The sequence below is a fragment of the Thermodesulfobacteriota bacterium genome (assembly GCA_026415035.1).
GTDB lineage: Bacteria > Desulfobacterota > BSN033 > BSN033 > UBA1163 > RBG-16-49-23.
This window is the reverse complement of sequence record JAOAHX010000016.1, coordinates 39,326-53,668: the sequence shown is the minus strand read 5'-3', so window position 1 is coordinate 53,668 and position 14,343 is coordinate 39,326. Positions and strand designations below refer to the sequence as shown.

Genomic DNA, 14,343 nt, shown 5'->3' with positions numbered 1-14,343 from the left:
CGACGTTGAGATTTCTCTTCAGATTCCAAACCTTGCTGAACTGGAAGCAGAGCCTGGAGGAGCTTTCCCGCCTCACCTTGGCCAGGCTAAGCCTCCAACGGGAGAGGCAGGAGGAGGAGCTTCGGACCCTCCTCGCCCAGCGGGCAGAGGCCGATCGTTTCCTACGGCGTTCGATGGAGAAAGGGGTTCCGGGTTGGGAGTGTCAAATCTACAAGGACTACGCGGAGGAAGGCTACCAGAATCGGGTTCGGATGGAAGCGAGGAGGCGGGAGATCGAACAGAGGATGGAAGAGGAACGGAACCGGTTGGTTCAACGGATGCAGGAGCGGAAGATCTTCGAGAAGCTGAAGGAGCGGAGATACCGAGATCTGGTCCGCGAGATGGAGAGGAAAGGGCAGAAGGAGCTCGACGACCTCGCGGTCCGGGAGCGTGGCCAAAGGCCGGACCCTTTTCGGTCGGCTCCGGAATGAGGCGGAGATCGTTTGGAGCCTTTTCTCAATCTTTACTCCCTCCTGTTTTTATGTTATTTACGCTTAAAAAGTTCCGTTTAACCCGTTTATTTTTCTTTTCTTATGCCGATCCCTCTACCCAAGAGAAAAAGATGGATCCTCCTCTTTCTGGTTCTGGGCCTATTCGTTCTTCTGATTTACCGCTTCAATTCCGTGCTGTGGGATGAGCTCGTTCAAATCTATAAGCTCCTCCACGACCAACACCACCTCAAAGAGATCATCACTGGCTTCGGGGCCTATTCATTCCTCGCCTACATCCTGATCCAGGCCCTCCAGGTCGTGGTCGTCCCCATCCCGGGGGGATTGATCGAGTTCATCGGGGGTTACCTCTTCGGCGTAAAACTGGGCTTCCTATACTCGATCCTCGGGTCCGTCTTGGGTTCCTGGTTGGCCTTCTCCCTCGCGAGGGCCTTCGAGAGGGTCGCAGTCGAGAAGTTCGTTCACATCCAGACGATGAAAAAATTTGACTATCTGATCGGCCACGAGGGAGTGATCCTCAGCTTCCTTCTCTTTCTCATCCCAGGATTTCCGAAGGATGCCCTCTGTTATATCTTAGGGTTGACGCCCATGCACCTCGGAATCTTTCTCATCATCTCCACGATCGGAAGGATCCCTGGAACCCTGATGGCCTGCCTCCAGGGGGGGAAAGCCTACGACCATCAGTATAAGACCATGTTGATCCTTTTCGGGATCTCGGCCCTGGTCATCTTGATCTTTTATGTCTACCACGAAAAAATTCATCGCTGGATCAAACAACTGAGGAAGGTCTAGACTTAAGGCATCTCGAAAGCGATTCCGTTTCGACCAGAGCGCTATGAGAGGATTGGGAAAGGAGCCTCGCGGGAAATATACCTCTGAACTCGTGATGGACCTTTATGCCACCCTGGTTTTCGAGCTCTGGGAGATCGTCTCGGCGATGTTGGGCGAGGCCGTCTTGGCCCTCTTGTTCAGCCTCTCCCTCAAACACCTCAAAGAGAGGTATCCTTTTTTAGGCCTCGTGGAGGTCTCCGAGGAGGGGGTCGATCTCTCCAAGGTGAGGGAGGAATGCCTGGACCTCTCCCCTACGGAGCTTCACAAAGGGTTTCAGGGGTTGGTCAATCACCTTCTCAACCTCTTTTCGGCATTGACCGAAGGCGTGATCAGCCGGGAGGTCTTCCCCAAGGTTTTTCCGAGGATCCGGGAAGCGGAGCGCCTTGTCTCGCAGAAGTAGGGGAGAAGATGAGACTCATCGTGAAAAACCTCAACCTCCTCCGGTCGATTCTCAACGCCATCAATACGAGTTTCGAGGTGAAGGAGATCGTGGAGGCGGCTGGCGACCATCTGCCGAGCCTCTTCCAATTCTCCGTCCTGGGCGTCCTCTGGAAGGAGTCCTCCGTCCTCTACCTCTACCAGGAGGAGTCCTGTCCGCCAGCCTTCACCCAGCAGGTGGTGGAGAACATGTTGAGGGTCTTCTCGCTCCTGGGGGAGAAACCCGTGGAACCAAACGAGGTGAGCCTCGAGGTCGAAAAGAGGAAGCTTCGACCCTCCCACATGATCATGGATCCGAAGGCGACGCTCAAATCCTACCTGATCCTCCCGCTATCGATTGAGAACGAGATCATCGGGATGATCTCGCTCAACAGCGAACAGCCCAATGCCTTCGACGCCCAGGACCTCCAGTTCTTCTCGGTCATCGGCTACCAGATGGCCGCCACCCTGAAACATTTTCAGAGGTTCAGCTCGGTCAAGAGCATGGCCGTCTACGACACCCTCACCTCCCTCTATAATCGGCGGTATTTCGACGAGCGGCTGGTCGTGGAAACCCAGAAGGCCTTCTATGGCGGGTCCGCCCTCTCCCTGGTGATGGTCGACATCGACCATTTCAAACGGATCAATGACACCTTCGGCCACACCGAAGGGGACAAGGTGCTGAAGGAGATCGCCCTCCTCCTCAAGGCATCGGTCCGGAAGAAGGACACGGTCTCCCGTTATGGGGGAGAGGAGTTCGTGCTGATCCTCCCCGATGCGGGGTTGGAGGAGGCGGTGGCGATCTCGGAGAGGATTCGGCGTCTGGTGGAGCAGACCCTCTTCGATGTCGGAAAGGCGAAGATCCACGTGACGGTCAGCCTGGGCATTGCCAACTCGCCAAGCCATCGGGCCCGGACGAAGGAAGACCTGGTACGGATGGCGGACCAGGCCCTCTATGATGCCAAAAGGGGGGGGAGGAACCGGGTCTGCATCTACAGCCCGCACTAAAGCGAGGAAGCATCCGGGACATTACAACACAGGAGGGAAGATCGATGGAGCCGAAGAAGATTCTATCCATACTCATTCCGATGGGGATGGTGTTCTTCCTCCTCGCCACCGCTTCCATGGCCCAGGAGAAGATGGTCGTGGTCGGCATCGTCAAGGGCATCGAAGGGAGGATGGTGATGGAGATCGAGAACGAGAAGGATAAGTCTTTGATGAGCTTCCGGATAGGACGGAAGACCGTTTACAGCCCGAAGCGGTATCCGGTCCCCGGAGAGAGAGTCAAGGTCGAATATATGCTCCACCGAGGCAGTCTGGTCGCCTATACGGTGACGATCTTGGGCTCGGAAGATTCGAAGGAGAGTCCCAAGGGGAAGACGAAGTAACCCCCCTGAAAAGGCACGAGGCCAGACCGGAAGGCCCTGAGATCGAGAGGGCCTTTTTTCATTTCTCACAAGGGGGGAGGCTTTCTCTTTTCGATGACCCTCGCCAGAATCAGGCCGATCTCGAAGAGGAGGTAGAGGGGACCGCCCATCAGGGCCATGTTGAAGACGTCCGGCGTGGGGGTGAGAAGGGCCGAGAGGATGGCAATGAGGAGGATGGCGTATCTGCGGTGGCGGGCCAAAAAAGAGGCATGGATCGCCCCGAGATAGCTGAGGAGGGCGAGAAGAAGGGGAAGCTCGAAGAGAAGGCCGAAGGCGAAGATAAAGGTGACGCAGAAGGAGAGAAATTTTCCCACCGAGATCATGGGCCTGATCGTTTCCGACTGGTAGCCCATGAGGAAGCGAATGCCAAAGGGAAGGGTGAGGAAGTAGCAGAAGAGGGCTCCCCCATAGAAAAGGAAGATGGCGCTCAGGGGGATCAGGACAGAGGATTTTAACCCCCGCCTGAGGAAGAGAGGAGAAAAGGCCCTCCAGAGGAAGAAAAAGAGGAGCGGCATCGAGAGAAAGAGGCTGGAAAAGACCGTCACCTTGAGGAGGGAGAGGAAGGCCTCCGGAATGCCATAGGCCACCAGATCTTCCTGGAGGGGACGGTGGAGCCACCGGAGGATTTCCTTCGAGAAGGGGAAAAGGAGGAGGCTCAAAAGGATCAGCGTGCCGATCATCATCAAGAGTCTTCTTCTCAATCTCCCCAGGGCCTGAAACAGTTCCTGCCGTTCGATCTTCATCACAGCCTCTCTTGGTGCCATCCCAGACGGAGGTAATGTAACATAAATACCCTCTCCTCGAAATATTGCTCCCTTCACCTCCACAAGGTTTCCTTTCCGAGACCTCGTATTGACAAAGGCGGAAAACGAAGATATAGAGTCACTGAAGGATGAAGGCGTCCTGGAAGCGATTGAGAGTCGGAATCACGTACAATCTGAGAAAGGACTTCTCCTGGCAAGAGGGGCAGCCGATCGACTCCTTCGAGGAGTTCGATTCGGAGGAGACAATCGACGCGATCTGTGAGGTCCTTGAGAGCGAGGGACACGAGGTCATCCGGCTGGGCGGCGACGTGGGGCTGCTCGATCGATTGAGGGCCTCCCGCCCCGACATCGTCTTTAACATCGCGGAGGGGACAGGAGGGCGAAACCGGGAGGCCCACATCCCCGCCCTCCTCGAATTCTTGAACATCCCTTACACCGGATCCGATCCCCTTACCCTCTCCCTCACCCTTGACAAATCGATGGCCAAAAAAGTGGTTCGGAGCGAGGGGATCCCGACCCCTCCTTTCAAAAAGGTCGAGAGCCTACAGGACCTTCAGGACCTCGGCCTCCGCTATCCTCTCTTCGTGAAATTATGTTATGAGGGTTCGAGCAAAGGGGTTCGCCTCGATTCGAAGATCTCCGATTTCTCCCTCTTAAGAGAGAAGGTGAGCTGGCTCCTCGAGACCTATGGCCCGCCCCTCCTGGTGGAGGAGTTCGTGAGCGGTCCGGAGTTCACCGTGGGCATCCTGGGGAATTTGAACCCCGAGGTCCTTGGGGTGATGCAGATCGAGGTGATCGGATCCGCGGCCGAAGAGGCGATCTACTCCCTCGAGGTCAAGCGGGAATGGGAGGAGAGGGTCCGATACCACTGCCCGCCTCCGATCTCCGGGGAGTTGAAGGGCAGGATTGAAGAGGTGGCCTTGCGCGCCTATCGCGCCCTCGAATGCAGGGACGTTTCTCGAGTCGACATCCGGGTGGGAGCCGACGGGGTCCCCTACTTTTTGGAGATCAACCCCTTGCCTGGCCTCTCTCCGGTATATGGCGACCTTCCTATCATGGCTAGGCGGATGGGATGGGAGTATCGGGAGCTGGTTCGGGCCATCTTCCACCACGCCCTGAAACGGTACGGGATGGAGGGGTGACCGATGAAGACCCAACGGCCCGATCCAAACCTCTTTGAAACCATCTTGAGGCATCTGAAGGAGGCCGTGGTCTTCGCGGACGAGCGAGGACGGATCCGAATCTTCAACCCCATGGCCGCAGAATTCTTCAAGGTGAAAGAGAAACAGGCCTTGGGGGAGAGGGTGGAGCGGATCCTTCCCTACCAGCCGATCCGAAAGCAATTCGATGCCGTCTATGAAACCCGGGAAGGGCATCACGATATCGAGCTGGCCATCCATGTCCCGTCTCCGTCCCAGGTCGAGACCCGGCTCCTGCGGTGCAGTTTCTACCCGGTCTTTGATCCCGAGGAGACGTTCATGGGATGTCTGGCCACCTTTGCCGATATCACCGAAAAGGGGATGCTCTCCCGCGAGATCAGCCAGAGCAAAGACCTCTCCACGATCGGGATGCTCGCCCGATGGATGGCCCACGAGATCCGCAATCCTCTCAGCTCCCTCAATATCAACATCGAACTCTTGAGGGACGAAATTCTGGGGGAGGCCCAGCTCTCCAAAAAAGAGGAGATCCAATCCCTCCTCAATTTTATCAGTTACGAGACCCTTCGGCTGGAGAACAACCTGAAGGAGTTTTTGGATTTCAACCGCCTCCCCCCTCTGAAGTTCGAATGGGTCCAGCTGAACGAGGTGCTGGACTCGGTCGTGCGACTGCTCAGGCCCGATGCCCAGATGAAAAAGGCCAGGCTGGAGACCCATTTCCAGAAGAACCTCCCTTTGGTGAAGATCGACGTAAGCCAGATCAATCTGGCCGTCTCCAATCTCCTCATCAACAGCATTCAGGCCGTCTCCGAGAAAGGGGAGGTCCACCTCATCACCCGCGCCTCCAAGAAGAATGTCTTTATCGTCGTCAAAGACAACGGGGTAGGGATTCCCAAAGAGCACCTGCCGAGAATCTTCGACTTCATGTTCAGCACCAAACCGACGGGTTCGGGCCTTGGCCTCTCGATCGTCAAGAAGATCATCGCGGACCACCATGGCGACATCACGGTCAAAAGCGAGGTGAACCGCGGGTCCATCTTTCGGGTCCGGCTTCCGCTCACCCCGAGGGCGGGCTGAGGGCGCCTCTCATGGAAGACCTCCATCTTTCCGTCCTCGCCGGTCGCCCAAGGCGACGGGTGTGAAGGGAAGAGCCCAAGCCCAAACCCGAGGACCGGTGATCCTTCGAAGGCGGGGTTACGGTTGCGACTCAAATGGATAGGAAGACGATCCTCATTGTGGAAGACGATCCGGGAGTAGGCGAGAGCCTGAGCCTCCTCTTCAAAAAGAAGGGGTACCAGGTCCTTCTGGCCTCAAGCGGCAAGGAGGGGTTTCAACTCTTCCAGCAGGAGATGATCGACCTGGTCATCACCGACCTGGTCATGCCGAAGATGGACGGGCTCCAGCTCCTCGAGGCGGTCAAGGGGCTCAGACCCGAGACAGAGGTCATCGTCATCTCGGCCCAGGGCACGATCGAGAAGGCGGTCCAGGCCATGAAGCTGGGCGCTTTCGATTTTATCGAAAAACCGATCAACCCGAAGGTCCTCCCCCTGCTGGCCGAGAGGGCTCTGGAGAAGCAGACCCTGATCTTGCAGAATCGGGACCTCCGTTCCCAGTTAGAAGACCGGTTCCATTTCAAGAACATCATCGGAAGAAGCGAAAAGATGGTCAAGATCTTCGACCTCATCCGCCATATTGCCCCCTACGACAGTTCGGTTCTCATCATCGGGGAGAGCGGGACGGGCAAAGAGCTCATAGCCAACGCCATCCATTACAACAGTCCCCGGGCGGCCAAACCCTTCATCAAAGTGAGCTGCGCCTCCTTGAGCGAAGGGATCATCGAGAGTGAGCTCTTCGGCCACGAAAAGGGGGCCTTTACCGGAGCGATCGCCTCCCGGAAGGGCCGATTCGAACTTGCCCACGAAGGGACCCTCTTTTTAGATGAGGTCGAGGATATCCCCTTGGCCACGCAGACCAAACTCTTAAGGGTCCTCCAGGAGGGGGAATTCGAGCGGGTGGGGGGAAACCGGACGATCAAGGTCAATATCCGAATCATCGCGGCCAGCAACAGAGACCTGCAGGAAGCGGTCAGGAATGGGACCTTCCGGGAGGACCTCTACTATCGGCTCAATGTGGTCAACCTCAGGCTTCCGCCCTTGAGGGAGCGAAAGGAAGACATTCCCTTTTTGGTCCAGTTCTTCCTCGAAAAATTCAACAAGAAGTACCAGATGAAGGTGAGGGGCGTCTCCCAAAAGGCGATGAGCCTGCTCATGAATTATTCTTGGAGCGGGAATGTTCGGGAGCTGGAAAATACGATCGAGTCTTCCCTGGTCATCCACAACCCCGAAATCCTGGACGTCCATCATCTCCCTTTGGAAATCAGGGAGCCTATGGATGAAGAACCCGGGGTGATCACGATCAAAATTGGGACGCCTCTGGAGGAGGTGGAGAGGGAGGTTCTCTTCCATACCCTGAGGGCGACCAAAGGGAACAAGCAGCGGGCGGCCAAACTGCTGGGCATCAACGTCCGGACGATCCATAGAAAGATCGAGGAAATCCAGAAAATTTCCCCAGCGTTGGAAAAGGCCGGCGGAAACCTGCCAAAAAGTCATGATTTTTAAAGAAAATCTGAGAAACTATGACAATTTGTCATGGTTCTTGGTAGGAGTAATGCCATTTTATCGTTCCATTGATGAGGAGGGTTGGATCGGGTTTTCGGACGATGAGTTCGAACAAGTTTAACCCATTGAATTAATTTGGCTTTTGCGGACACGCCCAACCATGGGAAATTTGGCACAAAAATTGTTAAAACAAGCTCGGTATGGTGGAGAAGGTCAAGAGGGCATTCATTTTAGATCGGGACGAGTTCCTCCGGCTCAGCCTGAACAAGATCCTCAAGAAATATGGATTTGAGGTCGAAGAGATCGAGGATCTTGAAGAGCTGGAGAAAAGAAAGAAAGAGATCAAGGAGGGGATGATCATCGCGGATCTGGACTTGGAGACCCTCGACCGGTGGCTGCCTTACCTGAAGCGATGGAACGATCGGTTCATCCTGATGACCTCCTTGATCACTGACGAGCTCTCCCAGCGGTTGAAACAGATCGGCCTCCATCGCATTTTAAAAAAGCCGGTCGAACCGAAACTCCTGAGGAAGGCGATCGGGGAGATCCCCTTCCCCGGGGAGATCCGGTTTCCGGGATCAAGGAAGACGAAGGGAGCACACTCAACCCGGTCAGAAAGGAGGTGAAGGGAGATGAGGAAATGGGTACTTCTCTTTTTCGCGATGGTGCTCGTCGTGAACCTTGCCGCCATGGGCATCGGGTGCAAAGCCAAGGCCCCTGAGAAACCAGCGGTGAAAGAAGAGGCCAAACCGGCCGAAGCTCCGGCTCCGGCTCCGGAGAAACCCGCAGAGGCCCCACCGGCAGTGAAGCCTGGGGAGGCCAAGCCGGCCGAAGCACCGAAGAAGTAAAGACCCAAACGGGCCCGTTTAACCTTTAACCGAAACGAGGTACATCGTGGGTGGTTGGCGTCCCCTCCTTAAACGAGAGGACGCCAACACAAATTTCTTTATGGGAGCAAAGATTCGGTCGTCCATCACCAACCGAAAGAAACGAAAAAGTGCATGCCTGCCCATTGGAGGAGGGATCCTTTCTGAAAGAGGAGGTATCGAAGGGGATATCTCCTCTTTTGTTTTCGGGGAGGGTCATCCCCCAGGCAGGGATGCGGGAAGGAGCCGAGATGGAGCCTGCTTCAGACTCTAATTTGTCTATCCCGCCGAGAAGAGCGGAGAGACCTTGCCAGCTCAGCCTGTTCCGTCCTGTGGAGGGCGAAAAGACCGAGTTCGAGGCCAGAGAGTCCATTCCTTTTTACTGGAGGGAGGTGAAGGAGCGAGATTGGAACGATTGGAGATGGCAGCTCCGGCACCGCATCACGACGCTGGAACAGCTGAAGGAGATCCTCCAACTGACCCCGGAGGAGATCGAGGGGATCAAACATTCCAAGGGAAGGTTGGCCTTGGCGGTCACCCCCTACTTCGTCAGCCTGATGGACCCGTTGAATCCAAACTGTCCGATCAGGCGGCAGGCCATTCCCCGGGTGGAGGAACTCCGTCTCTCCAAGAACGATATGGTCGATCCCTGTGGGGAAGATAAGGATTCCCCCGTTCCGGGACTGGTACACCGATATCCGGACCGGGTCCTCCTTCTCGTCACGGATCAGTGTGCCGTCTATTGCCGTTATTGTACCCGGAGGAGGCTGGTCGGAAGCACGGAGCGGTCGATCACCCAGGGCAATTTCGAGGAGGTCCTGAAATACCTGAGAAAGAATCGGAGGGTTCGGGATGTCCTGCTTTCGGGCGGCGATCCCCTCCTGTTGGAGAATGAAAGGCTGGAGGAGATTCTGAGTCGACTCCGGGCCATCCCGCATATCGAACTCCTAAGGATCGGAACGAGAGTTCCCGTCTCCCTTCCTCAGAGGATCACGCCGGGTCTGGTGAAGATGCTCAAGAGGTTCCATCCTCTGATGATCTCCATTCATTTCACCCATCCCAAGGAGATCACCGATGCCGTAAGAAAGGCATGCAACGACCTGGCCGACGGCGGCATCCCCCTGGGAAGCCAGACCGTGCTCCTGAAAGGGATCAACGACAAACCCCAGATCATGAAGAAACTGGTCCATGAGCTCCTCAAGATCCGGGTCCGCCCCTACTATATCTACCAATGTGACCTGGCCATGGGGACGGAACATTTCAGGACCTCGGTCGCCACGGGCATTCAGATCATCGAGAAACTCCGTGGGTTTACCACAGGCTATGCCGTGCCGACCTTCGTGGTGGATGCGCCAGGGGGAGGGGGGAAGATCCCGCTTGAGCCCAACTACCTGGTGGCGAGGGAGAAGGGAAAGGTCCTCCTGAGAAATTACGAAGGGAAGGTCTACGAATACCCAGAGCCCAACATCATCGAATTCAAGAAGGTTGCCGAGAAGATTGCCGCCAAGAAGGCGATCGTTCGACCTTGATCTTGAGGGGATGGCTTTCCTTCTTCGATGGAAAGCGGGTTCTCTTTCCGTCCTGAGGGAAAGAGGGGGGCAAGGGTCGAGTCCTCCGAGGATAGAGAAGGGCCTCGCAGGGCCATGGGGGATTTGAAATGGCGGAATTGAAGGTGGCCGTTCTTTACAATCTCCTTGAGCGCCTCGAGAAGGGTGAGGAGAAGGACTTTGTGGCCGAGGCAGCGATCGTCGAGGAGATCGGGGCCATCGAGGAAGGCCTTCGCTTCAATGGATATCTCTCCTATGTCCTGGCCGTCCGCGACGAAATCGAGTCTGTGATCCATTGGTTGCAGAAGATCCGGCCGGATGTGGTGTTCAATCTCTGCGAGAGCATTTACGGAGATGCCCGTCTTGAGATGACCATCCCGGCCCTGCTCGACCTGCTTCGGATTCCCTATACGGGCTCTTCTGCCCTCACCCTCGGCCTCTGTCAGGACAAGGGAAAGGTGAAGGATATCCTCACCTCCCACGGAATCCTCACTCCCAAATATAAAGTTTTTGATCGGGAGGTTGGGGTGTTGAAAGGCCATCTCTTTCCGATGATCGTCAAGCCCCTCCACGAGGATGGCAGCCTAGGCATCTCCAAGGAGAGCGTGGTCTTTTCCGACGAGGACCTGAACCGTCAGGTCCGGTATGTGATCGAAAGGTATCGACAGCCCGCCTTAGTCGAAGAATTCATCGAGGGTCGGGAGCTGAATGTGGGTTTGATGGAATCGGATGGGAGGGTGGAGGTCCTGCCCATCTCGGAGATCGATTATTCGGAGTTTCCCGAGGGAATTCCAAAGATCTGTAGTTATGAGGCGAAATGGGTTCAGGAGAGCCCTGAGTATCAGAAGTCGAAACCCATCTGCCCCGCGGCCTTGGACTGGATCCTGCAGAAACAAGTCGAGCACCTCGCCGTCCGGGTCTTCAAACTCTTCGGCTGTCGGGACTATGCCCGGGTGGATATGCGGATCGGCCGGGACGGGAAGATCTATATTCTCGAGGTGAACCCCAATCCCGACATCTCCCCTCCTTCCGGGATGGTCAGGGCGATCAAGGCCAAGGGGATGACCTATGCCGAATTCATCCGGAAGGTAATCGAAAGGGCCCACCTAAGAGGTGCAAAGAGGTGAGGGCTTAAGCGGACAAGCCTTCGCCTCCGATTGAGACATGGCCATCCTGCCGAGGATCGTCCTTAAAAAAGGAAAGGAGATGCCTCTCCTCCGGGGCCATCCCTGGATCTTCTCCGGCGCCGTCGCCAAGGCCGAAGGGGACCTGGAGCCCGGGGAGATCGCTCAGGTCTATTCCAGCGACGGAAGATTTTTAGGGACCGGATACTTCAATCCCCGCTCCCAGATCACCCTCCGTTTGCTCACGAGAAACCGGGAAGCCATCGATTCCTCCTTTTTTAGGGGCCGACTGGTCCAGGCCGATCGCCTCAGGGGGAGGGGACTCCGGGGGCAGACCACTGCCTACCGGGTCGTCAATGGAGAGGGAGATCACCTGCCTGGGTTGATCGTGGATCGGTATGGAGAGACCCTCGTGATTCAATGTTTGACCGCGGGGATCGAACGGGTGAAGAGGCTTCTGGTCGACCTCCTCGTTCAAGAGTTTAGGCCTCAGACCGTCTATGAAAGGAGCGACGTCCCCGCGCGAAAAGAGGAGGGATTGCCCGAGACAAAGGGCCTCCTCTATGGGGAAGGGGTCCCCTCTTTCATCGAGATGGCTGAGCACGGCGGTCGTTTCCTCATCGACATAGAGAATGGCCAAAAGACCGGGTTCTATCTGGATCAGAGGGAGAATCGGTCGACCCTCCAAAAGATGGCCGGGGGGAAGAGGGTGCTCGATTGCTTCAGCTATACGGGGGCCTTCTCCATCCATGCCGGACTGGGCGGGGCCTCGGAGGTCACCCTCGTCGAATCTTCCGAAGAGGCCTTGAGGAGGGCAGAAGAGCATCGGAGGCTCAATGGATTGGAGAAGACTCCCTTTCGACTGATCAAAGGGGATGCCTTCGAGGTGTTGAGGGGCCTCGAGCCTGGTTATGACGTGGTGATCCTCGACCCCCCTCCTTTTGCGAAGAGGAAGGGCCATCTGCCCGGGGCCTCAAGGGGCTACAAAGAGCTCAACCTCCAGGCCTTCCGTCTCCTGCGGGAGGGAGGCCTTCTCTTCACCTTTTCCTGTTCCCACCACGTGGGCTGGGACCTTTTCCAAAAAATCGTCCTGTCGGCAGCGGTCGATGCGGGCAGGGGCGTCCAACTCCTGGGGCGGAGGGGCCATCCCATCGACCATCCTGTCGATCTCTTCCACCCCGAAGGGGAGTATTTGAGAGGGATGATTTTAAGGGTCCGCTGACTCCTTGACCCGAATTGGAGATTGGGTTAACATTTTTTTTTAAAAAACCTTCTCACCGAAATCCCAAATCAACGCAAAGGGAATCATGAATGAATCGAAGGTGACGATCGACCTGCTTGGAGACTGGAGGCGGACCGATTATTGCGGAGAACTTCGCAGAAAGGACTCGGGCCGGGAGGTGACCCTTTTGGGATGGGTTCAGAAGAGAAGGGACCTCGGAGGGCTTATCTTCATCGAGTTGAGGGATCGCCAGGGCCTGGTTCAGGTCGTCTTCAGTCCGGAGGCCAGCCGCCAGGCCCATGAGAAGGCCCAGGGTCTCAGGAGCGAGTATGTGGTCGGGGTTAAAGGAGAGGTCCTTTTGAGGCCCGAGGGGACGGCCAACCCGAAACTCCCCACGGGAGAGGTCGAGGTGGTCGCCCGGGAGTTGAAGATCCTCAATGTCTCCAAGACCCCGCCCTTTCTCATCGAAGATGAAGAGGGGGTGGGGGAGAACACCCGCCTCAAATACCGGTATCTCGACCTCAGGAGGCCAAGCCTTCAGAGAAACCTCATGCTCCGGCACAGGCTGGCCAAGGAGGTGAGGGCCTATTTCGACCGCCTCGGTTTTCTCGAGATCGAAACGCCCATGCTCACCAAATCGACCCCTGAGGGCGCCAGGGACTTTCTCGTTCCCAGTCGGCTGAGTCCAGGCCATTTTTATGCCCTTCCCCAGTCCCCTCAGCTCTTCAAACAGATCCTGATGGTCGCAGGCTATGACCGCTACTTCCAGATCGTCCGGTGTTTCAGGGACGAGGACCTTCGATCCGACCGGCAGCCCGAGTTTACACAGATCGACGTGGAGATGTCCTTTGTCACCGTCGAGGATATCCGGAGGACGATGGAAGGATTGATGGTCCATCTCTTCAAGGAGGTGATGGGGATCGACCTCAAGACCCCCTTCCCTGTTTTAAGTTACGACGAGGCCATGGATCGCTACGGGACGGACAAACCCGACCTTCGGTTTGGCCTGGAGTTGCGGGACCTCAGCTCCCTGTTGCAAGGCACGACCTTCAAGATCTTCGAGGAGGCATTGGCCCAGGGAGGGATCGTCAAGGCGATCAATGTGAAGGGAGGGGCCAATTTTTCGAGGAAGGAGATCGACGACCTTACCCGGTTCGTTTACGATTACGGGGCCAAAGGCTTGATCTCTGCGAGGGTCGGAACGGGGGAGTGGCAGTCACCTCTGCAGAAATCCCTGAGTGCGGAAGAACGGAGGAAGGTGGAGGAGAGGATGGAGGCCCGAGAGGGGGACCTCCTCCTCTTCATCGCCGGGGCATCCAGGGTGGTGAACCAGTCCCTGGCCAATCTTCGGCTCCATCTCGGCCGGAAATTGAACCTCATTCCGGAGGAGGAGTATCGTTTTGTATGGATCCTGGATTTTCCGCTGCTCGAATATGACCCTGAAGAGGGCCGATATGTCGCGGTTCACCATCCCTTCACCGCGCCCAAAGACGAAGACCTCTCGAAACTGAAGGACCGTCCCGAAGAGGTGAAGGCCAAGGCCTATGACCTGGTCCTGAACGGTTCGGAGATCGGGGGGGGGAGCATCCGGAATCACCTGAAGGAGGTTCAGTCCCTCCTTTTCGAAAAGTTGGGGATGGGCGAGGAGGAGGCGAGGCAGCGGTTCGGGTTTCTCCTGGAGGCGCTCGAATATGGCACGCCTCCCCACGGGGGGATCGCCTTCGGGTTCGATCGTCTGGTCATGATCCTGACCCATTCGGGGTCGATCCGGGACGTGATCGCCTTTCCGAAGACCCAGAAGGGGACCTGTCTGATGACGGACGCCCCTTCCAGGGTCGATGCAAAACAGCTCGATGAACTCTGGATCAAGCTGAAAGTTTAA

The 14,343-nt window shown here is 56.5% G+C and carries 15 protein-coding genes; 14 read left to right on the top strand and 1 reads right to left on the bottom strand.

From position 1 onward, the window contains the following. Positions 1-5: 5 nt before the first annotated feature. The 5 genes from fliJ (at position 6) to N3G78_10190 (ending at position 3,124) form a co-directional block, all read left to right on the top strand. The gene (gene fliJ / locus N3G78_10210; GenBank protein ID MCX8118293.1) at positions 6-470 is read left to right on the top strand and encodes a flagellar export protein FliJ; all 465 of its coding nucleotides are present in this window, start codon (positions 6-8) and stop codon (positions 468-470) included. Positions 471-572: 102 nt separating this feature from the next. Then, complete coding sequence (locus N3G78_10205) at positions 573-1,280, top strand: TVP38/TMEM64 family protein (GenBank protein ID MCX8118292.1); 708 nt, start codon at positions 573-575, stop codon at positions 1,278-1,280. 94 nt (positions 1,281-1,374) lie between these two features. Then, positions 1,375-1,719 (top strand): hypothetical protein, encoded by a 345-nt coding sequence (locus N3G78_10200; GenBank protein MCX8118291.1) that lies wholly within the window; start codon positions 1,375-1,377, stop codon positions 1,717-1,719. Between the two features lie 8 nt (positions 1,720-1,727). Then, entirely contained in the window at positions 1,728-2,744 is a 1,017-nt protein-coding gene (locus N3G78_10195) for a diguanylate cyclase (protein ID MCX8118290.1), read from the top strand. Positions 2,745-2,788: 44 nt separating this feature from the next. Beyond that, entirely contained in the window at positions 2,789-3,124 is a 336-nt protein-coding gene (locus N3G78_10190) for a hypothetical protein (protein MCX8118289.1), read from the top strand. Positions 3,125-3,189: 65 nt separating this feature from the next. Here N3G78_10190 and tatC read toward each other — a convergent pair whose 3' ends face one another. Continuing rightward, on the bottom strand, positions 3,190-3,906 hold the full coding sequence (gene tatC / locus N3G78_10185; protein ID MCX8118288.1) for a twin-arginine translocase subunit TatC: 717 nt from the start codon (positions 3,904-3,906) through the stop codon (positions 3,190-3,192). Between the two features lie 149 nt (positions 3,907-4,055). Here tatC and N3G78_10180 point away from each other — a divergent pair, with 149 nt between their 5' ends. From N3G78_10180 to aspS, 9 genes are all read left to right on the top strand, one after another. Continuing rightward, positions 4,056-5,069, top strand: a complete 1,014-nt coding sequence (locus tag N3G78_10180; GenBank protein ID MCX8118287.1) for an ATP-grasp domain-containing protein — start codon at positions 4,056-4,058, stop codon at positions 5,067-5,069. Between the two features lie 3 nt (positions 5,070-5,072). Then, positions 5,073-6,161, top strand: coding sequence for an ATP-binding protein (locus N3G78_10175; GenBank protein MCX8118286.1), 1,089 nt, complete (start codon positions 5,073-5,075; stop codon positions 6,159-6,161). 134 nt (positions 6,162-6,295) lie between these two features. Then, entirely contained in the window at positions 6,296-7,702 is a 1,407-nt protein-coding gene (locus tag N3G78_10170) for a sigma-54 dependent transcriptional regulator (protein ID MCX8118285.1), read from the top strand. 200 nt (positions 7,703-7,902) lie between these two features. Beyond that, a complete protein-coding gene (locus N3G78_10165; protein MCX8118284.1) occupies positions 7,903-8,328 on the top strand; it encodes a response regulator in 426 nt (141 codons plus the stop codon). A 6-nt stretch (positions 8,329-8,334) separates the two neighbouring features. Continuing rightward, a complete protein-coding gene (locus N3G78_10160; protein ID MCX8118283.1) occupies positions 8,335-8,550 on the top strand; it encodes a hypothetical protein in 216 nt (71 codons plus the stop codon). A gap of 269 nt (positions 8,551-8,819) precedes the next feature. After that, positions 8,820-10,097 carry a lysine 2,3-aminomutase gene (gene ablA / locus N3G78_10155; protein MCX8118282.1) on the top strand — a complete coding sequence of 426 codons (1,278 nt, stop codon included), beginning with the start codon at positions 8,820-8,822 and terminating at the stop codon, positions 10,095-10,097. A gap of 128 nt (positions 10,098-10,225) precedes the next feature. Further along, entirely contained in the window at positions 10,226-11,242 is a 1,017-nt protein-coding gene (locus tag N3G78_10150; protein MCX8118281.1) for an ATP-grasp domain-containing protein, read from the top strand. A gap of 37 nt (positions 11,243-11,279) precedes the next feature. Then, complete coding sequence (locus N3G78_10145; GenBank protein ID MCX8118280.1) at positions 11,280-12,461, top strand: class I SAM-dependent rRNA methyltransferase; 1,182 nt, start codon at positions 11,280-11,282, stop codon at positions 12,459-12,461. 85 nt (positions 12,462-12,546) lie between these two features. Then, a complete protein-coding gene (gene aspS, locus N3G78_10140) occupies positions 12,547-14,343 on the top strand; it encodes an aspartate--tRNA ligase (protein MCX8118279.1) in 1,797 nt (598 codons plus the stop codon).